Raw genomic sequence first — 23711 nt, 5'->3', positions numbered from 1 at the left:
CTCCTCTGAGCTTTTGGCAATAACTCTCCGGCCGTTCCGAACTGATCGTAACGGTCTCGCATCTGAAATGATGAAGGTACGTTGCCCGCCGTGGGCATAAACGCCGCCGATGATTGCCGGGAGTTCGGCACGTCCCGGTGACGGCTCTCCTGCAAGGCTACATCAACTCCCGAATGTGCGGAAGACAATTCATCCGCCGCGACATGTCGCATATCGCAAGGCGCGCGGTGTTGGGCTACGGCGGAGCGCTTTGCCCACGCCAGGAAATCATCAAGACATCATCGCCTGCCGAACCGCCGCTCGCGCGCCTTGTAGAGATGATCGCTGATCAATTGCCGGAGCGCTGCCGGATCATCGAATTCGAGCTGCACCGCGAACGGCACGATGCCGTCGGGGACGCCTTCGCGGCCGCGCAGGCGCGCAAGATCCTTTTCCGTCGTCACCAGCGTGAGTTGCTCGCGCTGCGCCTCCGCTGCGAGCGCCGCGATCTCGTTCTGCGAAAACATGTGGTGATCGGCGAAGGGGCGCGTGCGCGCGACCTCGATGCCGCAGGCGCGCAAGCTGCGGAAGAAACGCGCGGGATCGCCGATGCCGGCGAACGCAAAGACTCGTTTGCCGAGGAGTTGCGCGACCGAGGCCGCATCCGGCTTCAGGCGCGCGCGCAGCTCCGGCTTGTCGCGCTTCGCAAGCTCCGCCGCGACATCGTTGGCGGCATGGCCATTGCCGATCAACACCAGCGCATCGGTGCGCGCGAGCTGCGCCTTCAGCGGCGCACGCAAGGGACCGGCCGGAAACACCTTGCCGTTGCCGAGGCCGCGCTCGCTGTCGATCACGATCAGGGAGGCGTCCTTCAGCAGGTGCGGATTCTGGAAGCCGTCGTCCATCAGGATCACGGTCGCGCCCCGCGACTTCGCGAGCGCGACGCCTTCGAGACGGTCGTGCGCGACCACGACAGGAACGTCGCGCACCATCATCAGCGGCTCGTCGCCGACGTCGGAAGCGGTGTGGCGCTCGCGGTCGACCATGACCGGACCCTTGAGGCGCCCGCCATAACCGCGGCTGAGCACCACCGGCGTCTCGCCGAGCTCGCGCAACAGCTTCGTCAGTGCGAGCACGGTCGGCGTCTTGCCGGCGCCGCCGACATGGTAGTTGCCGACGCAGATCACGGGGATGCCGGCGTCAAAGCCCTGGCGCAGCATGCGCCGTTCGGTGATCGCGCCATAGAGCAAGCCCAACGGCCGTAACGCATGAGACTTGAAGGAACGCGGCCGGTACCAGAAGGCCGGCTCACGCATTGGCGGCCCCCATCTCGATGGTGAGCTGCAGGAGATAGGGCTCGAGCGCAGTCATGGTGCGATTGAGTGCACCGCCGAGATCCTCGACCACGCCTGCGCCGGCGCGCTGCATCCCGTCGCGCACCGTGGGATCGGCTAGCAGCTGGCCGAGCTGCTTGACCAGCGCCTCCTGTGTGTCGGCCTGGCGCGCGCCACCGCTGCTATCAAGCGCCTCGTAGACATCGGCGAAGTTGAAGACGTGCGGACCATGGACGATCGCAGCGCCGAGCTTGATTGCCTCGATCGGATTCTGGCCGCCATGACGGATCAGCGATCCGCCCATGAACACGACCGGCGAGAGGCGGTAGAACAGGCCGAGCTCGCCCATGGTGTCGGCGACATAGACGTCGGTCGCGGCCGTCGGCAATTCCTCGCGCGAGCGCAACGCCGGCTTCAGGCCCGACGCCGTGATCAGGCCCGCGATCGAGGTGCCGCGATCCGGATGCCGCGGCACGATCACGGTCAGAAGCTGCGGGAAGAAACCGACGAGACTGCGATGCGCCGCGACCAGCATCTCGTCCTCGCCCGGATGGGTCGAGGCCGCGACGATGATCGGGCGGCCGCGCGTCATCGCCATCAGCCGCTCGAGCTTGGCGGGATCGGCCGGCGGCGCGGCCACGTCGAGCTTGAGATTGCCCGTGGTGACCACGTCGCGACCGCCGAGCGCGGAGAAACGTTCAGCATCGGTCTTCGATTGCGCCAGGCAGATGTCGAACCGCGACAGCAGCGCCGAGATGGTGCCGTACATCCGCCGCCAGCGCGGGAAGGAGCGCGGTGACATCCGCCCGTTGATCAGCACCATCGGCAGGCGGCGCGCGGCGCCCGCCAGGATCAGATTCGGCCACAAATCGGATTCGATGAACAGCGCCAGCGACGGCTTCCAGTGATCGAGGAAGCGCGCGACATAGCGCGGGGAATCATACGGCACGTATTGATGGATGACGTCGGGCGGAAAGCGCTTTGCGACGACGGCGGCGGAGGTGACGGTGCCCGAGGTGAGCAGGATGCGCAGATTGAGGTCGCGCAGGCGCTCGATCAGCGCGGCTGCGGCAAGCACCTCGCCGACGCTGGCGCCGTGAATCCAGACCAGGGGGCCGTGCGGACGCACGTCCCGGGACAGGCCTCGCCGCTCGCCGACGCGGGCGGGATCCTCCTTGCCCTGCTTCAGCCGCCGCTTGATCAGCGCCGGCGCAAGCGGCACCAGGCCCGAGGCCAGGCGCCGGTACATCCGCAGCGTTATCGGCAGCGAGTTAGCCATCTTGGGGCCCCGGACGGCCGAGTTGCGCATAGGCGCGGCGGGTTGCCTCGTTCAAGGTCTCTTCCAGCTCCAGCCGCAGCGCTTCCATGGTGGCGGCGTCGGCATCCGGCGGCACGTGGATTTCCTTGATGCCGACCAATGCGCCCCGCCCGAACGGCAGGTTGATGGTGGTGCGGTCCCAGTTCTTGAGCCGGATGAAGCGGCTGGTCGCCATCGCGAAAGGCATGATCGGCCGCCCCGATTCCCGTGCCAGCATGATGATGCCGAGCCCGGCCACGCGCGAGCGCTTCGGGACATCGGCGGTCAGCGCGACATTACAACCGTCCTGGAGCGTGTGCACCATTTCCCTGAACGCGCCCACCCCGCCCTTGCGGTGGAAGGCGCCGCCGTGGTCACCGGAACCACGGATCAGGCCGATGCCGAGCCGCTCGACGGCGATCGCGTTGAACTCGCCGTCGCGATGCCGCGAGATCAGGACCTTGGCCCGGTAGGACTCCTTGGTCTTGATGAAAGGCGTGAGGAAATGCTGGCCGTGCCAGAAGGCGAAGATCGCGGGGATCTGCGGCTCGACGATGTCATAGACGTCAGGCGGATCGAACGTGAACTTGTTGGTCCGCCAGACCAGACGCAGATATTCGGCCGCCAGAACCCCGACGGCACGCTGAAGCCAGCTGCTTCGCAGCGTATTGCGAAGCAGTTTTTTCAACGTGCCGGTTCTTGATTCGGGTCGAGCAGCCGATGGAGATGGACGATGAAGTAGCGCATCTGGGCGTTGTCGACCGTGCTCTGCGCCTTGGCGCGCCAGGCGACGTGGGCGGACGCATAGTTCGGATAGAGGCCGACGATCTCGACGTCGTCGAGGTTCTTGAAGGTGTTGTGCTCGAGATCGAGCAGTTCGCCGCCGATGACGAGATGCAGCAATTGTTGCGGGGCACTATCTGGCATGGGTTCTGTTCCTAACGGGCTGCCCGGCAAAGCAGTGTTCGAGAAGCACGGCGGACGCGCTCAGGGCAAGGGCCGATTTCGAAAATGCGCGACGATGCCCGCATGACGATCGCGACCCGCTGCCACCAGCACCCCGTGCGTGACTTCCCGGCGGTTATAGAGGATGGGATCTCCGGAGAGGTCGCTCATCCTACCATCCGCTTCCTGCACGATCAAATCGGCCGCCGCAAGGTCCCAATCATGGCTGTTGCCCCCGGCAAAAGCCGCATCCAGCACGCCATCGGCGACCCGGCACAGGCGCAGCGCGAGCGAACCGATTCGCGGATGCAGCTTGATGTCGCCGCCAGCAGTATTGAGCCGTTCGACCATCGGCTTCGGGCCGGCGACGCGGGAGAAGTCGAGCGCGGATCCGGACGCCGCCCGCACGGCTTTGCCGTTGAGCGTCGTGCCCTGCCCGCGGGCCGCGAAGAAGAACTCGTCGGTTGCGGGCGCGAACACCGCAGCCAGCACCGGCGAGGCATCCTCGACCAGCGCGACGCTGACGCACCATTCGTCATGACCGCCGAGATAATTGCGGGTGCCGTCGATGGGATCGACCACCCAAGTCCGCCGCCGCGACAGCCGCACCTCGTCGTCGGCGCTCTCCTCGGACAGCCAGCCATAATCGGGCGTCGCCGAGCGCAGGCGCGCTTCGAGCAAATCGTTGACGGCAATGTCGGCTTCCGACACCGGCGAGGACGCGCCCTTGGTCCACGTCCTCAATTCGGTGCGGAACATCGACTGCGCGAGGCTGCCTGCCTCCCGCACCGCGTCCTGCAGCAGCGCCGCGTCGCGCGTCAGGATGGTTTCGTCAGTTGCATGCGCGTCAGCGTCCGCCAAGCGTCAAACCCTCGATGCGCACCGTCGGCGCATTGATGCCGTAGCGGAACTCGAGATTGTTCGCCGGCTGCATCGACTTGAAGATCTCGAACAGATGGCCCGCGATCGTGACTTCGCTGACGGGATAGGTCAGCTCGCCATTCTCGATCCAGAAGCCGGAGGCGCCGCGGCTGTAATCGCCGGTGACGCCGTTGACGCCGGAGCCGATCAGGTCGGTGACGTAGAAGCCCTGCTTGATGTCGGCGATCAGCTCGGCCGGGGTCGGCGTGCCCGGTTCGAGATGCAGATTGTACGGCCCGGGCGACGGCGAGGACGAGACGCCGCGATGGGCGTGGCCGGTGGTGGTGAGGCCGAGCTCGCGCGCGGTCGCGCAGTCGAGCAGCCAGGTCGTCAGCACGCCCTCGTCGACCAGCGCGATCTTCTTCACCGCGACGCCTTCGGCATCGAACGTCTGCGAGCGCAGGCCGCGCTTGCGCAGGGGATCGTCGATGATGCGGATGTTCCTGGCGAACAGCTGCTGGCCGAGCTTGTCCTTCAGGAAGCTGGTCTTGCGTGCGATCGAGGCGCCGTTGATGGCACCGACGACGTGGCCAACCAGCGAGCCCGCAACGCGCGGATCGAACACGACCGGCACCTTGCAGGTCTCGACCTTGCGCGGATTGGAACGCGCCACGGTACGCTCGCCGGCGGAACGGCCGACGATTTCCGGCGACAGGAGATCGGCGCCGTGCGGCGCCGAGGTGAAGTCGTAATCACGCTCCATGCCGGTGCCTTCGCCCGATATCGCGGTCGCTGAAATGCCCTGGCTGGAACGCAAATAAGAACCATGAAAGCCGGTGCTGGTGACGAGCACCATGCCGCCCATGCCGGCGGAGGCGGAGGCGCCGCCGGACTTGGTCACCCCCTTCACGGCGAGCGCGGCAGCCTCGGCTTCGAGCGCGCGGCGCTCGAGCTCGGAGGTCGCGGGCACGTCGGGATCGAGCAGATCGAGATCGAGGAAGTCGCGCGCCAGCAGCGCGGGATCGGCCAGGCCGACATATTTGTCGTCGGGCGCGACGCGCGCCATCGCAACCGCGCGCTCGGCAAGCTTGGTCACGGCATCGCCGCTGACGTCGTTGGTCGAGACCACCGCCTGGCGCTGGCCGACCAGCACGCGCAGGCCGACATCGTCGCCCTCGGAGCGTTCGGATTCCTCGACGCGCCCGTCACGCACCTCGACGCCCTGCGAGACGCCGCGCACGGCGACGGCATCGGCCGCATCCGCACCGGCGCGCTTGGCCGCCTCGACCAGCCGCTGCGCGAGATCGGAGAGCGCGGTCTGATCGAACAGGTCGCGATTGGCTTTGGACGAATCCTGGGGCGAAAGCGTCGAGCTTGGTGAAGGGTTCACAAACGAAATCCTGTTGCGGCGGGAGGTTTCGGGGCGATACCGGCCCTGAACACCAGATGTGCCCAATTGGTACGGACTTCAAGCGTTTTCAGCCCGCAAAAAGCTCAGATTCGCAAGTCTAGCGCAACGTCTCGTCAATCATGCGTGCCAAGGTCTTGTCAATCATGAGCGGCGGTGACGCTGGATTAACCAGCCTTTTTAAGTGGTTTCGGAACGGCGCGCGCTAAGGTCCTCGCATCGACCGGGAACATAATCCCGGCGGGGAGAACTAAAGCCGTGAGGCGTCAAACAGCAACAAGCGGGATCGCTCCCGCCGGGTCGGGCCGCAGCTTGCGGCTCGACCCTCTTTCCCTTCCGGTCCGCTTCGATGCGCACGATCCGCGCGCCGACGGATACACCAGGCAGATCGAGCTTCATCGCGAGCGTGTCGTGCTGCGCCGTGCCGTCCGCGGCATGCAGATGGCGATCAACGTCCGCGTCAGCGACTTCATCGGCGTTGCGTTGCGCGGCAATGACGAGGCGCAGACCCTCGTCCTCGTGCATCGCGATCCCTCGCTGTCCGTTCCGCTGCTGGTCAGCAACGATGGCGACGAGCTCGCCGAGGCCTGGGCGATCTGGAGCGAGCTGTTTGCGCTTCCGCAGCTCGACGAAGGTGCCCGCAAGCCGACGCCGCGCCGTCGTCGCGCCAACGCGATCCGCGCCCGCCGTCCGAAATTCCTGATGCGCCGGCGCACCGCCATGACGCGCGAGCTGTCGGTTCATCAGGGCGAACGCGAGATCATCGCAAGGAATTGAACGGCACGCACAGTGCCGTAGGGTGGGCAAAGCGAAAGCGTGCCCACCTTTTTTATCTCAATCCCGGGAAGATGGCGGGCACGGCGCAAGAGCGCCTTTGCCCACCCTACGGGCTACGCCGCCCGCATCACCGCGTCGACCAGCAATCCCGCAAACAGCAGGAAGCCCGCATACTTGTTCGAGAAGAACAGGCGCTTGCAGAGCAAGGGGTCGCTGATATCCAGCCGCACGATCTGCGAGGCCAGATGCACGGCGAACGCCGCAAGCCCGAGCCAGGCCGGCCAGCGCGCATCGCCTGAGGCCAGCGCGACGCCGATCAGCATCACCGCAAGCCCGTAGAACAGGATCAGCGCCTGGTGCGTGTGCGCGCCGAACAGCCGCGCGGTGGATTTGATGCCGATCAGCGCGTCGTCCTCGGCGTCCTGGTGCGCATAGATCGTGTCATAGCCGATCACCCACGAAATCGATCCGGCATAGAGCACCAGCGCGGTCAATTCGATGCGCCCGAAGGTGACGGCAAATCCCATCAGCGCGCCCCAGGAGAAGGCGAGGCCGAGCACGATCTGCGGCCACCAGGTGATGCGCTTCATGAAGGGATAGATCGCGACGATCAAAAGCGAGGCGATGCCGGTCAGGACTGCGAAGCGGTTGAATTGCAGCAGCACCACGAGACCGGTCAGCGCCTGCGCGACCATGAAGGCCAGCGCCTGCTTGGTCGTCACCTGGCCCGACGGCAGCGGCCGCGAGCGGGTGCGCTCGACCTTGTCGTCGAGATCCCGGTCGGTGATGTCGTTCCAGGTGCAGCCTGCTCCGCGCATGACGAAGGCGCCGATGAAGAACAGCACGATGGTGAGGGGCAGGCCGCGGACATCATGCGCCATGCCCGCCGCGAGCGCCGCCGACCACCAGCACGGCATCAACAGGAGCCAGGAGCCGATCGGACGATCGAAGCGGGACAAGCGCAAATAAGGCCGCGCCCATTGCGGCGCAAGCGTATCGACCCAGTTGCCGGTGGAATCGGCAACGCGGGCGGATGTATCACTCATCGGGTGAGGACGTTGCCGTTGAGCGTATCGAAGGTGCTGCCGCCCTTCTTGCCGGCATTGGCTTCAGGCGCCGAGCCCGAGCCCAGCACCTCGCTCAGCGACGGACCGGCCGGACCGCGCGGCTGGTTCTGCATCTGCTGCGCGACGTTGCAGACCTTCGTCGCCATGGCCTCGGTGTTCTTGTGGCCGTCCTTCATCTGCGCGCTGACCTGCGCCGGAATCCCGCACTTCGAAGCGTTGACCTCGATGTACTTGATCATCTTGGTCTCAGCCTGGCTGAAATTGCGAATCAGCTTGCAGGCTTCGTCCGGCGAGGCGTGACGATCGCTCGCGGCCTTGATCAGCTTGCCGCGCTTCTCGGCTTCCTCGCGCAGCGGCATGAAGGTTTTCATGCAGTCCTCGCCGGGACCGCCTTGCGTCGGCGGGGCGGCGCTGAAGGCACCTGCGCCACCGACGGGCGCGGCGCCGTTCACGGGAAACGATCCTTGGGGCGCTGCACCGACCGAAGCGCTCGGCGCCGAGCCGTTCACGGGCGGAAACGCGGAACTGGTTGGGGCTTGGCCAGGCAGCGGCGCAGGGAAGCCCTGCGCGTGGGCACCCGCGGCGCCCAAGGTGACCATGGCGGCAGTGATCGGAACCATCAAATGACGGATCATCAAGGCAGTCTCTCCGGCAGGAGCTTACGGGGCTTGGCGTCTTCCCAATTGAAGCGCAACCAGCGTGCTCGCGATTTTACGATTCCCGCCGGCCCTTAACAACCCGTCGAATAGGGCAAGAGCGCGGCGCGCCGACGCACCGATTTGGCAATATTTACCCCCGAAATGGCGGCTTTCGGTTAATAACGGCGGCAAATTGGACCTTTGAACGATGCCCTCCCACGATTTTCGTGCCCCCCGCCTGTTTGTCGATGTCCCCCTTGCCCAGGACGCCAGGGTTCCGCTCGACCGCGACCAGAGCAATTATCTCGGCAATGTGCTGCGGCTTACCGCCGGGGCCGAGGTTTTGGCGTTCAACGGCCGCGACGGCGAGTGGCAGGCCGCGATCGAAGGCCGCAAGCGGCCGGACGGCCTCGTCATCCTCCAGCAGGCCCGGCCCCAGGACCGGCTCGCCGACCTCACCTACGTCTTTGCCCCGCTCAAGCATGCCCGGCTGGACTACATGGTCCAGAAGGCCATCGAAATGGGCGCTGCCACGCTTCAGCCGGTCCTGACCCGCTTCACCCAGGCCTCCCGGGTCAACACCGAGCGGATGCGCGCCAATGTCGTCGAGGCCGCCGAGCAATGCGGCATCCTCAGCATCGCCACGGTGGCCGAGCCGGTGCCGCTGGACCGGTATCTCAGTCAGCGCCCTGCCGACCGACTGCTCATCTTCTGCGATGAGGCGGCGGAGGTCCAAAACCCCATTCAGAGCCTGCAAGACGCGCGCGAAGCCGGCCATGACCAAGGCAGCGTTGGCATCGACGTGCTGATCGGCCCCGAAGGCGGCTTTGCCGAAGAAGAGCGGGCGCTACTGCTACGGCAGCCCAAGATCCTGCGGCTGGCCCTCGGCCCCCGGATCATGCGGGCCGACACGGCCGCGGTGGCGGCGCTGGCGCTGGTGCAGGCGGTGCTGGGCGACTGGAATGGCACCTAACCTAGCCAGGCGAACCTAACGTCGATTCGCGCGGGGCGGCTCGACAGGTTCGCGCTTTAGATGATCTCTCGCTTCGATCGATGCAGGGTCTCGGACGGCAGCTCTCCGAAAGCCGCCCTGTAGCTCGCTGCGAACTCGCTCAGATGCCAGAAGCCATGGCCGATTGCGCAGGCCTTCACACTGCGACGAGCCGGGCCGGTGCGCAGCTGCTTTCGTACCGACCAGAGGCGCAAGACCCGGCTGTAGCGATGAGGGCTCATGCCGCAGATGGCCTGCGTCGCACTCTGGAGGGTCCGAACGGACACGCCCACCCGCTCTGCCAGTTCGGTCGTCTTGTGCCAGATCGCAAGATCGTGGCGGATCAATCGTTCCATCTCTGCGACGATCCGTTGATAGCTGTCCGTCGTGGAGTGCATGGGCCCGCGATTCACGTTGGACCGAATGGCAGCATCCATTGCGACGAACAGGGATTGTTCGACCGCCGTTCGCGACGTCGGCTCGTTCAGGAAGTCTGGATCATGTGCCGCGGTTTCAAGCGTCGTGGAAATCGAGCCATGCAGGGAGGCAAGTAGGTCCGATGCCGGGCTCAGCAATTGATAGCCGTCATCCAGCTGAGACCAGGGTTCGCGCTCGGGCAGGCTGAAATAGGCGACAGCCCACAAACGCCCCGCCGGCTCATAGACCAGGCAATCGGATCTCCCCTTGAGAACGAGTATGGAGCGGCCAATTGATTGCCCGTTGATGCGGGTGGAGGTCACATGGTCCATCGGCACCGCCACCGCGATGGCGTGCGCCAGATCATAACCGCGGATGATCCGCGGGAAGGTCTTCACCAGAGACAGCGTCAGGACCGGCAGGCTGAGCTGGGCACGCTTGATTGCAGTCGCCCCCGCCGACAGCGGCATGCTGGACGCGCCGGCATATCTCTCACTCTCTCCGAAATGATCGATGTCGTACGATCGGAGCTCGAGAGCCGCGGATGGCTTGAGGCCCTGAAACGACAGCAAGCCGTCTAATGCTGTTCCTTGCGTTCCATCGCGAGCAGTATCGAGAAGGCTTTGATCCATATCCTGCCGCTTACTTCGCCTTCCTTGTCGATGCAGCGCCCTTGGGGGCACGCAGATCATCCGGCCCGTTGATGCCGGCGCGCTTGAGATCGCGAAGCAGTTTTGTGAGCAGCAGCATATTAGTCTTCTGCAGTTCGTGATTGTTTCCAAACCTGAATGCGTTCTGCTCGGTCACGATGAGCCCGGCCTTGGTTTCGGCGAGAATCTTTCGTCTCTTAAGTCCCGTCACGCGACGGCGAACCGTCTCGAGCGGCAGGCTGAGGAAGCGAGAGAGCGCCGCGCGGGACACCCCTTGCTTGATCGCATCCGGCTCGACCGCGTGAATGCTGGAGAATCTCTCGTCCAGCGACGGATCGTTCATCACATTGATGACGTTCGCGTTGAGAATCGCATGAACGATCAATAGGTCCAGCGGATCGAATTCGTCGTAGTGCCGGAACAGCTCGCTGATCGAAAACAACATATAGGCCAGCGTGTGTCGCGAGACCGTCCGGATAACATCTGATGCATTGCGCATGAATCGAAACCAATATTCACATTGTAAACGAAGGCAGCAGCAAACGGATCATCCGCCATACCCAATATGAGTATGCGACGACTTGCCTGTCCTCCTCAATTTCTCAATGTGACGTTGAGCTTGCGGTTGCTGCATTGAGTCGCATGCGCGGACAGGAATCAGCGACGGGCAATGAGGCTGTCGCGCAGGACGACATGGCCATGGACGACGATGTTGCATCGGACAGGCGGCGACGCGAGGAGCTAGGGCTCATCAAGGCATTTCTCGGCATAAGGGACCCGAGCAGGAGGCAGAGAATTCTCGAGCTTGCCGAGGAGCTCGCAGATCACGCCGCGTCCGAAACCGCAGGGCTTGCCTTCGCCTCGACCGATGCATCGCTTGGCGATGCGCCCAGAGATCTCCCTGGCCAGACTGAGTGAAAACCAAGCCCTGGTATTAAAATACCTAGAATACCTTCTGACAGATCGCTGCGTCCCGCCTCCAAAGCCGTTAAGCGATTGATCCTTTGGAGGTCGAAACCGCTTTCGCGCCATGCTAAGGCCTGCGCCAATTCGCCTCCCTTCTTTCGCCCTGCCCGGTTCCACCGGGACGATGGACCCCTGTTATGACCGCGACTGCCACCTCAAATGCTGCCGGCTCCGCCGCCTGGGCGGATACGCTGCTCTTGTCGTTCGCGCAGGCCGGCTATGTCAGGTCGGAGCCCGCGATCCTGCAACCGGCCGAGCCGTTCCTGGACCTCTCCGGCGAGGACATCCGCAAGAGCCTGTATCTGACGACGGACCTGTCCGGCGAGGAGCTCTGCCTGCGCCCGGACCTGACCATTCCCGTCGCCCGCGACTACCTCACCTCGAGCCGCGCCGGCCAGCCGGCCGGGTTCAGCTATCTCGGCCCGGTGTTCCGCTACCGCAGCGGCCGGGCCAGCGAATTTCTGCAGGCCGGCATCGAATCGTTCGGCCGCCAGGACCGCGCCGCGGCCGACGCCGAGATGCTGGCGCTGGCGCTGGAAGCGACCGCAGCCTTCGGTGTCCGCGATGTCGAGATTCGCACCGGCGACGTGGCGCTGTTCAACGCCCTGCTCGATGCGCTCGACCTCTACCCGGTCTGGCGCCGCCGCCTGGTCAAGGATTTCAACCGCAAGATCAGCCTGGAAAAAGATCTGGAGAAGCTGGCGGCCGCGACCACCGCGACCCGCAGCGAATATGAGGGTGTGCTGGCCGCGCTCGCCGGCTCCGATCGCAAGGCGGCGCTCGCCTTCGTCACGGATCTGATGTCGATCGCCGGCACCACCAATGTCGGGGGCCGCACCACGGCCGAGATCGCCGACCGTTTCCTCGAGCAGTCGACGCTGAAGGGCGGCGCGCTCCCGCGCGAGGCGATCGCCGTGCTCAAGCGCTTCCTGTCGATCGCAGGCAATCCCGACGATGCCGTCGCCGAGCTCCGCGCGCTCACCACGGACGCGAAGCTCGACCTCAGCGCTGCCGTCGACCAGTTCGAAAGCCGGGTCGGCTTCATGGCCGCGCGCGGCATCGACGTGAAGCAAACGCGCTTTTCGACCGCGTTCGGACGCGGCCTCGACTATTACACCGGCTTCGAATTCGAGCTGCATCACAGGGGCAACGGCGCCGAGCCGCTGGTCGCCGGCGGCCGCTATGACGGGCTGATGACCCAGCTCGGATCGGCCGAACCGATCCCCGCGGTCGGCTTCTCGGTCTGGGTCGACGCGCTGACCCGGATCGGCCGCAAGGTGGGAGCTTAAGTCATGAGCGCGCCATTCGTCCTGGCCGTTCCCTCCAAGGGCCGCCTGCAGGAAAACACCGAGGCGTTCTTTGCCCGCGCCGGGCTCAAGCTGTCGAAGGCAGGCGGCGCGCGCGACTATCGCGGCACGCTCGCAGGCCTCGACAATGTCGAGGTCGCCTATCTCTCGGCGAGCGAGATCGCATCGCAACTGTCGCGCGGCTTTGCGCATCTCGGCGTCACCGGCGAAGACCTGGTGCGCGAGAACATCGCGGATGCCGACAAGCGCGTGTCCCTGATCGACGGGCTCGGCTTCGGCTATGCCGACGTCGTCGTCGCGGTGCCGCAGGCGTGGATCGACGTCCGCACCATGGCCGACCTCGACGACGTCACCACCGGCTTCCGCGAGCAGCATCACATGCGGATGCGGGTCGCGACCAAGTTCATCAACCTCACCCGCACCTTCTTCCAGAGCCACGGCATCACCGATTACCGCATCGTCGAAAGCGCGGGCGCGACCGAAGGCGCGCCGGCGGCCGGCAGCGCCGAGCTGATCGTCGACATCACCACGACCGGTGCGACGCTCGCCGCCAATGGCTTGCGGGTGCTCGACGACGGCGTGATCCTGCGCAGCCAGGCCAATCTGGTCGCCTCTAGGGATGCCGACTGGTCGCCGCAGGCGCGGGAGACCGCGCGCGTCATCCTCGATCACATCGCAGCAAGGGCGCGGGCCAACAAATACCGCGAGGTCCGCACCCGCTTCCAGCAATGCGACGCCGCCCTGCTCGGCGAAGCCCACGAGCGCTTCGGCGTCGAGGCCCCGTTCGGCGGGCCGACCTCGTCGGGCATGCTGACGCTGCACTGTCCGCCGGGTCAGCTCTATGCGCTGGCGAGCTTCCTGCGCGAGCATGGCGCCGAGACCGTCTCGGTGGTTTCGCTCGACTATGTGTTCGACCGGGAGAACCCGCTGTTCGCCAAGCTCGAGGCATTCCTGCGGCAGTGAGCCTCAGGTCCGTTCAGCGTAGCGACAGCAAACGGCAGCTACCATATGCTGTTAAGAACCATGGACGCCTCTGGAACCTTGATCAATGACGCTGGGCTCTGACGTTTCCGGCATGACGACCACCGCGGCCAGTGCCGCCGCGAAGGGGTTGTCGATTGTCGTCCCCCTCTACAACGAGGCGGCGGGCCTCGCCGCCCTGCACCAGCGCATCTGCGATCTCGCCAAGACCTTGCAGCAGCGCTATCGCTTGCGTTGCGAAGTCGTCTATGTCGACGACGGCAGCGCGGACGCGACGCTCTCGATCGCCCGGTCGCTGCCGGCCGACGCGGTCGACGTTCAGGTGGTGTCGCTGTCGCGCAATTTCGGCAAGGAAGCCGCGCTGATGGCCGGCCTCGACCATGCCCGGCTCGGCGCCGTGATGTTCATGGACGGCGACGGTCAGCATCCGCCGGCCCTGGTCGAGCAGCTGGTGCGGCACTGGATCGAGGACGGCTATGACGTCGTCTATACCGCCAAGGCGCATCGCGACAACGAGCCCTTCCTGCGCCGCGTCGCCGTGCGCGGGTTCTATTCGCTGATCAATTGGGGCGCGCGCCAGAAGATCCCCGAAGACGCCGGCGACTTCCGCCTGCTGTCGCCGCGCGCGGTCGCAGCGCTCAGGCAGCTGCCGGAGCGCAACCGCTTCTTCAAGGGCCTCGCGAGCTGGATCGGCTTCCGCCAGATCCGCGTCGATTACGAGCCCGCGCCGCGCACCCATGGCGTGACGACCTTCAGCGCCGCGCGCCTGCTCGGTCTTTCGATCGAAGGGGTGACCTCGTTCTCGGTGGCACCGCTGCGCTTCGCCAGCCTGCTCGGCGTCATCCTCGCCGGCGGCGCCTTCCTGTTCGGCCTCTCGATCCTCTGGGAAGTCTGGACCACGGGCAAGCAGGTGCCCGGCTATCCCTCGCTCGTGATCGGCCTGATGACCATCGGCGGCGTGCAGCTCATCATGATCGGCATCGTCGGCGAATATATCGGCAAGATCCTGTCCGAGCTGAAGGCGCGCCCGATCTACTTCGTCGCCGAGCACAGCGAAAAGCATATCGAGACCGGGAAGGCCGACGACGCCTCGAAGAGGACGGCCGCCGAATGAGCGCGGCCGCGGGCCTGCGGCGGATCTGGCTCTGCGCCGACGATTACGGCATCAGCCCGGGCGTCAATCGGGCCATCCGCGACCTGATCGAACGCGGCCGTCTCAATGCCACCTCGGTGATGATGGTGGGACCGGCGATCGAGCGCGGCGAGATCGAGGCGCTCCAGACGGCGGCGAAAGCGAGCCCGCGCTGCGCGATCGGCTTGCACGTGACATTGTCGGCGCCGTTCCGGCCGCTCACCATGCATTTCCGACCGCTGGACGGCGACATGTTCATGCCGTTCCCGAAGCTGCTGCGCGCGGGCCTTGCGCGCCGGCTCGACCGCGAATTCTTTCGCAATGAGGTCAAGGCGCAGCTGGCGGCGTTCGCGGAAGCATTCGGGCGCGCGCCCGACTTCGTCGACGGCCACCAGCATGTGCAGCTCTATCCGCAGGTGCGTGACGGCTTTGTCGATGCGGTCAGCGAAGCCGCGCCGAAAGCCTGGGTCCGCCAGGGCGGGCGCGACCTGCCGCTTGTGCAGCGGCTGGCCTCACCAAAAGCCATGGTGCTCGATATCCTGAGCGCGCAATTCCGCCGCCGCGCCGCCAGCGCCGGCCTCAGCTTCAATCCCGGCTTCGCCGGCGCCTATGATTTTACGCGCGAGGCCGATTTCGGCGCGTTGATGCGACAGTTTCTGGAAGGCCTCCCCGATGGCGGCCTCGTGATGTGCCACCCCGGCTTCGTCGACGATGTCCTCACCGGCCTCGATCCGATGACCGACGTCCGCGAACGCGAGCACGCTTATCTCTCGGGCGATGCGTTTGCGCGCCTGCTCGCCGACAGCGGCGTCACGCTGGGGTGAAACCGGCGGAAAGCAAGCCGCGGGGCAGCTTGTCGCATACCGAAATTTAATCCGGCCGGCACTGTTGGGGCCACAATGGAACCCTACATCTGCCTCGCGCTTGGTTTGAGCGAGGGAGACTGATCATGACGCCGCAGGAACGCCAGCTCGTCGACGAGCTTTTCGACCGGCTTTCGAAACTGGAAAATGCACCGCGGGATCCCGACGCGATCGCCGCGATCTCCGACGGGCTGCGCAAGGCGCCCGGCGCGGTTTACGCACTGGTGCAGACCACGCTATTGCAGGACGAAGCGCTGAAGCGTGCTCATAACCGCATCCAGGAGCTGGAAGCGGCCCATGCGCCCGAGCAGGCGCAGTCCGGCGGCTTCCTCGATACCATGCGCGACTCGCTGTTCGGCGGAGGCCCCTCGCGCGGCTCGGTTCCGAACGTGCCGCCGCGTGACGCGCGGCCGGTCTGGAACACCGGTCAGGCGATGCCGCAGACGCAGCCCGGTTACGGCGCGCCGCCTCCTTATGGACAGGCCTACGGCCAAGGCCCAGGTCAAGGTCCCGGTCAAGCTCCGGGTCAGGGCTATGGCGCTCCGCCGATGGGCGGCGGCGGCGGCTCGTTCCTCGGCACCGCGGCGGCAGCCGCGGCCGGCGTCGTCGGCGGCTCGCTGCTGCTCTCCAGCATCCGCGGCATGATGGGCGGATCGCACCAGCAGGCCTTCGGCGACACCAACGCGCTCGGCGACCGCAGCGCTGGTGGAAGTCCCTGGGGCGGCAGCGACCAGTCCGGCGGCTCGCTCGCGCGCGATGCCGGTCTCAACGACATCGGCTCCAACCGCGACCGCGACGACGGTTCCCGCCAGGGCTTCACCGACCAGGCGTCGAACGACCGGGACAACAACAACAACGATCAGAACTACGACGACAACGACCACGACAACGGCAATATGGACGTAGCCGACGACGACAGCGATTTCGGCGGCGGAGACGATGGCGGCAGCGACTACGCGTGAGGCTGCCCGATCAGCGCGACAAACAAAAACGGCCGCCCGGAAGGCGGCCGTTTTCATGTCGAACGTCAGGCGCTCACATCACCACGACCTTGGTGCCGACATTGACGCGGCCATAGAGGTCGATGACGTCCTCGTTGCGCATGCGGATGCAGCCTGAGGAGACGTTGGTGCCGATGGTCCAGGGCTCGTTGGAGCCGTGGATGCGGTAGAGCGTCGAGCCCAGATACATCGCGCGCGCGCCGAGCGGGTTTTCCGGGCCGCCTTCCATGTGCCGCGGCAGGTCGGGCCGGCGCGCGATCATTTCCGCCGGCGGCGTCCAGTCCGGCCATTCGCGCTTGGCCGTGATCGACTTCACACCAGACCAGGTGAAGCCGGGACGGCCGACGCCGATGCCGTAGCGCATCGCCCGGCCGTTGCCCTCGACCAGATAGAGGAACTTGTTCGGCGTATCGACCACGATGGTGCCGGCAGTTTCCTTGCCGCTATAGTCGACGGATTGCTTCTCGAATCTCGGATCGAACGGACGCTGGCGCGGATCGACCGCCTCCTGCTGGAGACCTGCGCCTTGCTGATATCCACCCTGCATCTGCGGCTCGCCCATCGGTGGCAGGCGGCGCTGGTCGTAATAGCCGGGCTGCTGCTGATAAACCGGCTGCTGCGGCGCGTAGGCCGGGCCGCGGCCGGGACCGTCACCGAACAGGAACTCGATGAAGCCGCCGCCCATATTCGCATTGGAGGCGACGCGCACCGGCGCCGGCTGCACCTGCGGCTGGTAGAGCACCGCGGGCGGATCGTTCGGCACACTATTGTCGAAGGCGCTGGCGCTGTTCGCGCCGGCAATGAAGGTGCAAGCGCTGCCGAGCAGCGCGACAGACATTTTCTTGAACATCGACGTACTCTGTACTGTTTCGTCTAGATCCCATGCGTCGTGCAGAGCCGATGGCTGACCGGCGACCGCGACGTGGTCAATAAAGAGCAAAAGCCGTTTTGTTTGGTAAACGTATCAGCCGTTTCGATTCACCACGTCGCGAGCGAGGGTGCAATTTGGCGATCAGCGTTTATTTTCCATGAACGCCGCAGGCCCATGGTTAATCGCTTCTTTTCGCGCCGTCGCGTGCGGCCGCGCAACAGTTCCCGCTGTGAACCTCGTGTTAAATTGCTTCTGTCTACAAAGACGCGTGAGTGAGGTGGGGGGAGTTCCTGATGGCTATTCACCGCAAACGTTTTCGTGTCGAGGAGGCTATTGTCGGCGAGATGCCCAGCCCCGAAATGATTGAGGAGGCTGCGCCGATGCATAGCGAGATCATGGCGGAGCTGCGTGCGATCCGCGCACAGATGGCGAAGGGCACCGTGCCCTTGTCCGGCAGCGCGGCCATGGCGGCGATCGACGCCTCCACCGCCCACGAGCTCTCTGAAGCTCGTACCATGCTCGATACCTACCGGGCGCAGATCGAGCAGTGCGAGAAGCTGAAGGTCGAGCTCGACCTCATCCACGACGCCATCGATCGCACCAAGCGCGAGATCGCGACGCTGCACGGCAAGAGCTTCGACGGCGGCGAAATGGCCAAGGTCAATGGCGAGCTCGGCGCGGTCGTCGGCGGCACCGAGCAGGCGACCCAGCAGATCCTCGAAGCCGCCGAATCGATCGACCAGGCGGCCAGCGCGATGTCCAAGGTGCAATCGGCCGATCAGCAGAAGCGGCTCGCCGACGACATCCAGGAACGCGTCATCTCGATCTTCGAAGCCTGCAACTTCCAGGACCTGACCGGCCAGCGCATCAGCAAGGTCATGACCACGATGAAGTTCATCGAGCAGCACATCAATGCGATGATGGAGATCTGGGGCGGCGTCGACGCGATCAAGGCTCATGTGCCCGCGCCGGCCGACACCCGCAGCGACGACGAAAAGCTCCTCAACGGCCCCAAGCTCGCCGGCGACGTCGGCCACGCCTCGCAGGACGACATCGACGCGCTGTTCGACTGATCGGGCGCGACATTACGGAAAAACAAAACGCCGGCGCTGAGCCGGCGTTTTTGTTTGTGGGGCCATCCCCTCCACTGTCATCGTCCGGCCTTGACCGGGCGATCCAGTATTCCAGAGGCGGCGGTGATTGAGCCGAGAGGCCGCGGCGTACTGGATGCCCCGGTCAAGCCGGGGCATGACGAAAGAGAGACTACGCCCTCGGCGCGCAGCGGACGTAGACCATGTTGCCGTAGCGGGTGGCGGCGTCCTTGTCGATGAAGCGGGTGATCAGGACGCGGCCGTCGAAGGAGACGATCTCGCGGTCCTGCTCGCCGGGGGTGGGCCCCGCCGGCCCGATGTAGTTCTTGCCGCTGGGCGAGCCCTTCAGCCGCAGCTCCTGCGGCGTCGCCTGGTCGGCGAGATGCATGATCACGCCGCCGGAGGAACCGGCGGTGATCACGTAGGGATTCTTGCACTGCGCCCGGGCCGCGGCCTCGGTGCGGGCACGGTCGGCCGGGTTCTGGAACGAGGCGAGACCCCAGCGGCCGACGATCTCGTCGGCGCGGATGCTCGCCGGCATTTCCGGGCCGGTGCCGGGCTCAGCCTCGGGCGGCGGCGAAGACGACGAGAAGGACGGCAGGCTCATGCCGCCGCCGCAGGCGCCAAGCAGCAGCGCCAGGCAAGAGGCGGCCGCCAGATTGGCAACCGTGCGTGCGTGAGCTGACCTGATCATGACATTCCCCCGAGCAAACCGTCCCCCAAATGAGACCCAGACCGCATCCCTCCTGCAGCCAAGCGCAAAACCGCTGTCGGAGCAATGACGTCCTTTATACGCCAGCGCGACCAATATGTTTCTATAGACACGATCCTATATCCGCCTCACCAATCGCTTAACCACCCTTGCTTGACAGGATCGCGGCCAAGCCATATTTCCGGGCGCACTATTAGCACTCGGAAAGCCCGATTGCTAAGCGCGCCGTTCGATCCTCGGCAAGAGGGTGGACGGACGCCGCCCCTACCCACTTCCATTCCTTCCGAAGCGAGCCTCCAAAGGGAAACGTCATGGCTAAATCCAAATTTCGTCCGCTGCATGACCGTGTCGTGGTCAAACGTATCGACGCCGAGGAAAAGACCAAGGGCGGCATCATCATTCCGGACACCGCCAAGGAAAAGCCGTCCCAGGGCGAGGTCGTCGCCGTCGGCCCCGGCGGCCGTGACGAGGCCGGCAAGCTGATCCCGATCGACCTCAAGGTCGGCGACCGCGTGCTGTTCGGCAAGTGGTCGGGCACCGAGGTCAAGATCGACAACGAAGAGCTCCTGATCATGAAGGAGTCGGACATCATGGGTGTCATGGCCTAAGGCCGTCAGCCTGAACAGCCGCTGAATGTCATGCCCGGATCGCGCGATCCGGGCATTCGGTCATTCCGCAAGCGGCAGACACGTCACGAAACACGAGGGATTGAAGAAATGGCTGCCAAAGACGTCAAGTTTTCCGGAGACGCGCGCGAACGCATGCTGCGCGGCGTCGATATTCTCGCCAACGCCGTCAAGGTGACGCTCGGTCCGAAGGGCCGCAACGTCGTCATCGAGAAGAGCTTCGGCGCACCCCGCATCACCAAGGACGGCGTCACCGTCGCCAAGGAGATCGAGCTCGAGGACAAGTTCGAGAACATGGGCGCGCAGATGCTGCGCGAAGTCGCCTCCAAGACCAACGACACCGCCGGCGACGGCACCACCACCGCGACCGTGCTGGCCCAGGCCATCGTGCGCGAAGGCGCCAAGGCGGTTGCCGCCGGCATGAACCCGATGGACCTCAAGCGCGGCATCGACATCGCGGTTACGGCTGTCATCAAGGACATCGAGAAGCGCGCCAAGCCGGTCGCCGCCTCCTCCGAGGTCGCCCAGGTCGGTACCATCTCGGCCAACGGCGATGCCGCCATCGGCAAGATGATCGCCCAGGCGATGCAGAAGGTCGGCAACGAGGGCGTCATCACCGTCGAAGAGAACAAGTCGCTCGACACCGAGGTAGACATCGTCGAGGGCATGAAGTTCGACCGCGGCTATCTGTCGCCCTACTTCGTCACCAACCCCGAGAAGATGACCGCCGAGCTCGAGGACGCCTACATCCTCCTGCACGAGAAGAAGCTCTCCGGCCTGCAGGCCATGCTGCCGGTGCTGGAAGCCGTGGTGCAGTCGGGCAAGCCGCTCGTCATCATCGCCGAGGACGTCGAGGGCGAGGCGCTGGCCACCCTGGTCGTCAACCGCCTGCGTGGCGGCCTGAAGGTCGCCGCCGTCAAGGCGCCGGGCTTCGGCGACCGCCGTAAGGCCATGCTCGAGGACCTCGCGATCCTCACCGGCGGCCAGCTCATCTCCGAGGACCTCGGCATGAAGCTCGAGAACGTCACGGTGAAGATGCTCGGTCGCGCCGGCAAGGTCGTGATCGACAAGGAGAACACCACGATCGTCAAGGGCGCCGGCAAGAAGCCGGAGATCGAGGCCCGCGTCGGCCAGATCAAGGCCCAGATCGAGGAGACCACCTCGGACTACGACCGTGAGAAGCTCCAGGAGCGCCTCGCCAAGCTCGCCGGCGGCGTCGCGGTGATCCGCGTCGGCGGCGCGACCGAGATCGAGGTCAAGGAGAAGAAGGACCGCGTCGAGGACGCGCTCAACGCCACCCGCGCCGCGGTGCAGGAAGGCATCGTCCCCGGCGGCGGCGTCGCGCTGCTGCGGGCCAAGAAGGCGGTGGGCCGTCTCACCAACGCCAATGCCGACGTCCAGGCCGGCATCAACATCGTGCTGAAGGCGCTGGAAGCCCCGATCCGCCAGATCTCCGAGAACGCGGGCGTGGAAGGCTCGATCGTGGTCGGCAAGATCCTGGAGAACAAGTCCGAGACCTTCGGCTTCGACGCCCAGAACGAGGACTATGTCGACATGGTCGAGAAGGGCATCATCGATCCCGCCAAGGTGGTCCGCACCGCGCTGCAGGACGCCTCGTCCGTGGCCGGCCTGCTGGTGACCACCGAGGCCATGGTCGCCGAAACGCCGAAGAAGGAAGCTCCGGCCGCCATGCCGGGCGGCGGCGGCATGGGCGGCTTCTAAGCCTCCGTTCCGTTACAATGTTGCGAAGGCCGCCTCCGGGCGGCCTTCTTTTTTGCCGACCCTGCCCCTTCTGCTTTCCAATTCAACCGGCGGCCAAAACCCACTACGGTGGCGCGCCGATTCGATTGCGCGAGGATTCATTGATGCGTGCGCTTCTGGTTTGTTCGACAGCCCTTTTGGCGGCCCTGCTTGCCGTCTCGCCCGATGTCGCATCGGCCCAGATGAAGCTGTCGCCGAAGGCCACGGCGCCGGGCGGGACGGAGACCCGCTATTTCACCTCGATCGACGGGCTGATGGACGGCAATGCCGACGTGATCCTGAAGGAGACGCGGCAGGGCAAGACGGTGACGGCGGCCGTGCTCGACGTCTGCTATCCCGTCGCAAAGAATTCCGACCGCAAGGACCGCTTCGTCGTCAATCTCCAGGTCGCGGGCCAGAACCTGACGGGCACGACGCAGAGCCTCGGCGAGAAGGCGCCCGTCACCGTCAAGCTGCTGCGCAAACAGTCCGGCGACACGTTCGAGTTCCGCGGCCAGATCGCGATCGGCCAGGCCGTGACCGAGGTCACCTCGCCCGACAATTCCGATCTCAGCGAGAAGGAATTTCAGGACAACCAGACCTCAGACGACGGCATCACGCCGCAGCCGAAGGATTTCACCGACGTCTCGCCGGAAGCGATCGCGGTCAAGGTCAAGCTGGATGCGGCGACCGAGTTCCTGAAGAGCCTGAAGGGCCAGGACGTCGAGGTGACGCTGGCGAGCCTGACCGTCGGCTGCGACGCGCTGCGCGCCGGCGAGCAGACCATCAACATGTCGGTCGATCCGGAACGCGCCGGCGCGCTGTTGGCGAAGTTCAAGGCGATGCCCGGCGTCACCGCGGCGGGCTGGACCGCGGGCATGACCGAGATGGACCGCACCATCCGCTTTCCCGCGGCCGATTGGCGCGACGGCGACAAGATCAGCCGGGACAAGCTCGCCTCAGCCGTCGCCGGCGTGATGAGCCGGACGCTTGCGGCAAAGCAGGTCTCGCACAGCTTCAACCCGGCCACCGGCAAGCTCAAGCTCGTCTTCAAGCGGCCGAACCAGGATTTTCCGGCACTCGAGCTCACCGACACGATCGAGGTTGCAGGCCTCATCTCGCCCGACAAGCCCGGCACGACCGACAAACTGATGCTTTGGATCGGCAGCCCCTCGACCACGACCGCCGATGAGAGCAGCGGCGCCAAGCTCAATCTCTCGGATGACGCTTCGGCCGACGAGGAAGGCGATCAGCCCGACGATAACGGCTCGATCGAAGCGCTCGTGAAAGAGCTGAAGGGCCAGCGCTGGGACGCCGACAAGTCGGTGTGGAAGTAAGCTCTCGTGCCCCGGACGCAGCGCAGCACGTCAGTGATGCGCTGCTGAGCCGGGGCCCAGAGGCCGCACGCGAGATCGAGGATAGATAACTGGGTCCCGGCTCTGCGCAGCAGCGTTGCACGCTGCAGCGCGTCCGGGACACGAGAACTAATTCCCCGTCGTGCGAAAGCGCAGCGGCTTGGGACCGATCAGCGTCAGCACGTCGCCCTGGCGCTTCCAGGTCTCGACGCTGCCCAGCGCCGCGACGAGCTCGTCGTCGGCCTGCGCTCTGGCCGGCGGGCAGGAACGATCCTGGATCTGGCCGGGCATGAAGATCACCGTGTTGCCGGCGACCGAGAACTGGCCCTTGCCGCCCTTGCACCAGAGCTCCAGCACGACTTCGCCATTGTCGCCGATCTCGATGTTCGGAATCCGCTTCGAGCCCGGCTGCGGCAGGGCCTCCAGCGTCATTTCGGTACCGAACGGAAAACCGTCCTCTGCACGCGCGAGCGTGGACATCGCGAGCATTGCAACCGCCAAACACGCCATCTGCTTGAGCGAAACCATAAGACCTCTCGACCGACCTGATTTGCGGCACCTTCTATAAGACGGCGGCGCCGTTGAGAAGGTTCGCGGACGCTAAAGCGCGATGAGATTGGGACGAATCGTCATCGCGCTTCAGGTTGTTGTTTGAGCGTGATCTTTTCGGAAAACCGCTTCGCACTTTTCCGGATCATGCTT

General features: G+C 65.3%; 25 protein-coding genes. 12 read left to right on the top strand and 13 right to left on the bottom strand.

What is annotated here, in order from left to right:
• Positions 1-278 precede the first annotated feature (278 nt).
• From lpxK to ABIB95_RS38490, 6 genes are read right to left on the bottom strand one after another with little or no spacing between them, the layout of a single operon-like run.
• Complete coding sequence (gene lpxK, locus ABIB95_RS38515) at positions 279-1295, bottom strand: tetraacyldisaccharide 4'-kinase (protein ID WP_354247668.1); 1017 nt, start codon at positions 1293-1295, stop codon at positions 279-281.
• Entirely contained in the window at positions 1288-2622 is a 1335-nt protein-coding gene (locus tag ABIB95_RS38510) for a 3-deoxy-D-manno-octulosonic acid transferase (protein WP_354247665.1), read from the bottom strand. The genes lpxK and ABIB95_RS38510 overlap by 8 nt, the downstream gene beginning before the upstream one ends.
• Positions 2585-3298: a lysophospholipid acyltransferase family protein gene (locus ABIB95_RS38505; RefSeq protein WP_166344723.1), complete on the bottom strand. Its 714-nt coding sequence runs from the start codon at positions 3296-3298 to the stop codon at positions 2585-2587. Before ABIB95_RS38505 ends, ABIB95_RS38510 begins: the two co-directional genes overlap by 38 nt.
• Positions 3295-3537 (bottom strand): DUF4170 domain-containing protein, encoded by a 243-nt coding sequence (locus ABIB95_RS38500; protein WP_014491932.1) that lies wholly within the window; start codon positions 3535-3537, stop codon positions 3295-3297. The genes ABIB95_RS38505 and ABIB95_RS38500 overlap by 4 nt, the downstream gene beginning before the upstream one ends.
• Positions 3538-3597: 60 nt before the next feature.
• Positions 3598-4416 (bottom strand): 3'(2'),5'-bisphosphate nucleotidase CysQ, encoded by an 819-nt coding sequence (locus tag ABIB95_RS38495; RefSeq protein WP_166344725.1) that lies wholly within the window; start codon positions 4414-4416, stop codon positions 3598-3600.
• Positions 4403-5806, bottom strand: a complete 1404-nt coding sequence (locus ABIB95_RS38490) for a TldD/PmbA family protein (RefSeq protein WP_354247660.1) — start codon at positions 5804-5806, stop codon at positions 4403-4405. The genes ABIB95_RS38495 and ABIB95_RS38490 overlap by 14 nt, the downstream gene beginning before the upstream one ends.
• A gap of 276 nt (positions 5807-6082) precedes the next feature.
• Between ABIB95_RS38490 and ABIB95_RS38485 the strand changes: the two genes are divergently transcribed.
• On the top strand, positions 6083-6601 hold the full coding sequence (locus tag ABIB95_RS38485; RefSeq protein ID WP_063985615.1) for a DUF6101 family protein: 519 nt from the start codon (positions 6083-6085) through the stop codon (positions 6599-6601).
• Between the two features lie 113 nt (positions 6602-6714).
• Here ABIB95_RS38485 and ubiA read toward each other — a convergent pair whose 3' ends face one another.
• Positions 6715-7647 carry a 4-hydroxybenzoate octaprenyltransferase gene (gene ubiA / locus ABIB95_RS38480; RefSeq protein WP_063985616.1) on the bottom strand — a complete coding sequence of 311 codons (933 nt, stop codon included), beginning with the start codon at positions 7645-7647 and terminating at the stop codon, positions 6715-6717.
• Positions 7644-8303, bottom strand: coding sequence for a hypothetical protein (locus tag ABIB95_RS38475; RefSeq protein WP_063985617.1), 660 nt, complete (start codon positions 8301-8303; stop codon positions 7644-7646). The genes ubiA and ABIB95_RS38475 overlap by 4 nt, the downstream gene beginning before the upstream one ends.
• A gap of 211 nt (positions 8304-8514) precedes the next feature.
• On the opposite strand from ABIB95_RS38475, the gene ABIB95_RS38470 reads away from it, so the two are divergent.
• Positions 8515-9279, top strand: a complete 765-nt coding sequence (locus tag ABIB95_RS38470; RefSeq protein WP_354247657.1) for a 16S rRNA (uracil(1498)-N(3))-methyltransferase — start codon at positions 8515-8517, stop codon at positions 9277-9279.
• 56 nt (positions 9280-9335) lie between these two features.
• Here ABIB95_RS38470 and ABIB95_RS38465 read toward each other — a convergent pair whose 3' ends face one another.
• Complete coding sequence (locus ABIB95_RS38465; RefSeq protein WP_354247654.1) at positions 9336-10346, bottom strand: helix-turn-helix domain-containing protein; 1011 nt, start codon at positions 10344-10346, stop codon at positions 9336-9338.
• 10 nt (positions 10347-10356) lie between these two features.
• The gene (locus ABIB95_RS38460; RefSeq protein ID WP_223153845.1) at positions 10357-10809 is read right to left on the bottom strand and encodes a hypothetical protein; all 453 of its coding nucleotides are present in this window, start codon (positions 10807-10809) and stop codon (positions 10357-10359) included.
• 254 nt (positions 10810-11063) lie between these two features.
• Here ABIB95_RS38460 and ABIB95_RS38455 point away from each other — a divergent pair, with 254 nt between their 5' ends.
• The 6 genes from ABIB95_RS38455 to ABIB95_RS38430 all read left to right on the top strand — a co-directional run bounded on the left by ABIB95_RS38455 (position 11064) and on the right by ABIB95_RS38430 (position 16575).
• On the top strand, positions 11064-11282 hold the full coding sequence (locus ABIB95_RS38455) for a hypothetical protein (protein ID WP_225048619.1): 219 nt from the start codon (positions 11064-11066) through the stop codon (positions 11280-11282).
• A gap of 185 nt (positions 11283-11467) precedes the next feature.
• Positions 11468-12619: an ATP phosphoribosyltransferase regulatory subunit gene (locus ABIB95_RS38450; RefSeq protein WP_354247650.1), complete on the top strand. Its 1152-nt coding sequence runs from the start codon at positions 11468-11470 to the stop codon at positions 12617-12619.
• 3 nt (positions 12620-12622) lie between these two features.
• Entirely contained in the window at positions 12623-13600 is a 978-nt protein-coding gene (gene hisG / locus ABIB95_RS38445; RefSeq protein ID WP_028153072.1) for an ATP phosphoribosyltransferase, read from the top strand.
• 85 nt (positions 13601-13685) lie between these two features.
• On the top strand, positions 13686-14732 hold the full coding sequence (locus ABIB95_RS38440) for a glycosyltransferase family 2 protein (RefSeq protein WP_354247647.1): 1047 nt from the start codon (positions 13686-13688) through the stop codon (positions 14730-14732).
• Positions 14729-15574, top strand: coding sequence for a ChbG/HpnK family deacetylase (locus ABIB95_RS38435; protein WP_354247644.1), 846 nt, complete (start codon positions 14729-14731; stop codon positions 15572-15574). The genes ABIB95_RS38440 and ABIB95_RS38435 overlap by 4 nt, the downstream gene beginning before the upstream one ends.
• Positions 15575-15699: 125 nt before the next feature.
• The gene (locus ABIB95_RS38430) at positions 15700-16575 is read left to right on the top strand and encodes a DUF2076 domain-containing protein (RefSeq protein ID WP_063985623.1); all 876 of its coding nucleotides are present in this window, start codon (positions 15700-15702) and stop codon (positions 16573-16575) included.
• A gap of 73 nt (positions 16576-16648) precedes the next feature.
• Here the strand turns inward: ABIB95_RS38430 and ABIB95_RS38425 are convergent, their stop codons facing one another.
• Positions 16649-17464 (bottom strand): L,D-transpeptidase, encoded by an 816-nt coding sequence (locus ABIB95_RS38425; RefSeq protein WP_085403376.1) that lies wholly within the window; start codon positions 17462-17464, stop codon positions 16649-16651.
• A 314-nt stretch (positions 17465-17778) separates the two neighbouring features.
• Between ABIB95_RS38425 and ABIB95_RS38420 the strand changes: the two genes are divergently transcribed.
• A complete protein-coding gene (locus ABIB95_RS38420; RefSeq protein WP_354120843.1) occupies positions 17779-18558 on the top strand; it encodes a protein phosphatase CheZ in 780 nt (259 codons plus the stop codon).
• 190 nt (positions 18559-18748) lie between these two features.
• Here ABIB95_RS38420 and ABIB95_RS38415 read toward each other — a convergent pair whose 3' ends face one another.
• Positions 18749-19270, bottom strand: coding sequence for a hypothetical protein (locus ABIB95_RS38415; protein WP_063985626.1), 522 nt, complete (start codon positions 19268-19270; stop codon positions 18749-18751).
• A 329-nt stretch (positions 19271-19599) separates the two neighbouring features.
• Here ABIB95_RS38415 and ABIB95_RS38410 point away from each other — a divergent pair, with 329 nt between their 5' ends.
• From ABIB95_RS38410 to ABIB95_RS38400, 3 genes are all read left to right on the top strand, one after another.
• Positions 19600-19896, top strand: a complete 297-nt coding sequence (locus ABIB95_RS38410) for a co-chaperone GroES (RefSeq protein WP_014491914.1) — start codon at positions 19600-19602, stop codon at positions 19894-19896.
• A gap of 108 nt (positions 19897-20004) precedes the next feature.
• Positions 20005-21636, top strand: coding sequence for a chaperonin GroEL (gene groL / locus ABIB95_RS38405; RefSeq protein ID WP_354247640.1), 1632 nt, complete (start codon positions 20005-20007; stop codon positions 21634-21636).
• Between the two features lie 143 nt (positions 21637-21779).
• Positions 21780-22991 carry a hypothetical protein gene (locus ABIB95_RS38400; protein ID WP_354247637.1) on the top strand — a complete coding sequence of 404 codons (1212 nt, stop codon included), beginning with the start codon at positions 21780-21782 and terminating at the stop codon, positions 22989-22991.
• 147 nt (positions 22992-23138) lie between these two features.
• On the opposite strand, the gene ABIB95_RS38395 is transcribed toward ABIB95_RS38400, so the two are convergent.
• On the bottom strand, positions 23139-23537 hold the full coding sequence (locus tag ABIB95_RS38395) for an META domain-containing protein (RefSeq protein ID WP_247315545.1): 399 nt from the start codon (positions 23535-23537) through the stop codon (positions 23139-23141).
• Positions 23538-23711: the final 174 nt, after the last annotated feature.

This window comes from Bradyrhizobium sp. LA2.1 (assembly GCF_040547725.1).
Classification (GTDB): Bacteria; Pseudomonadota; Alphaproteobacteria; order Rhizobiales; family Xanthobacteraceae; genus Bradyrhizobium; species Bradyrhizobium barranii.
This window is presented reverse-complemented; position numbering and strand designations above follow the sequence as displayed.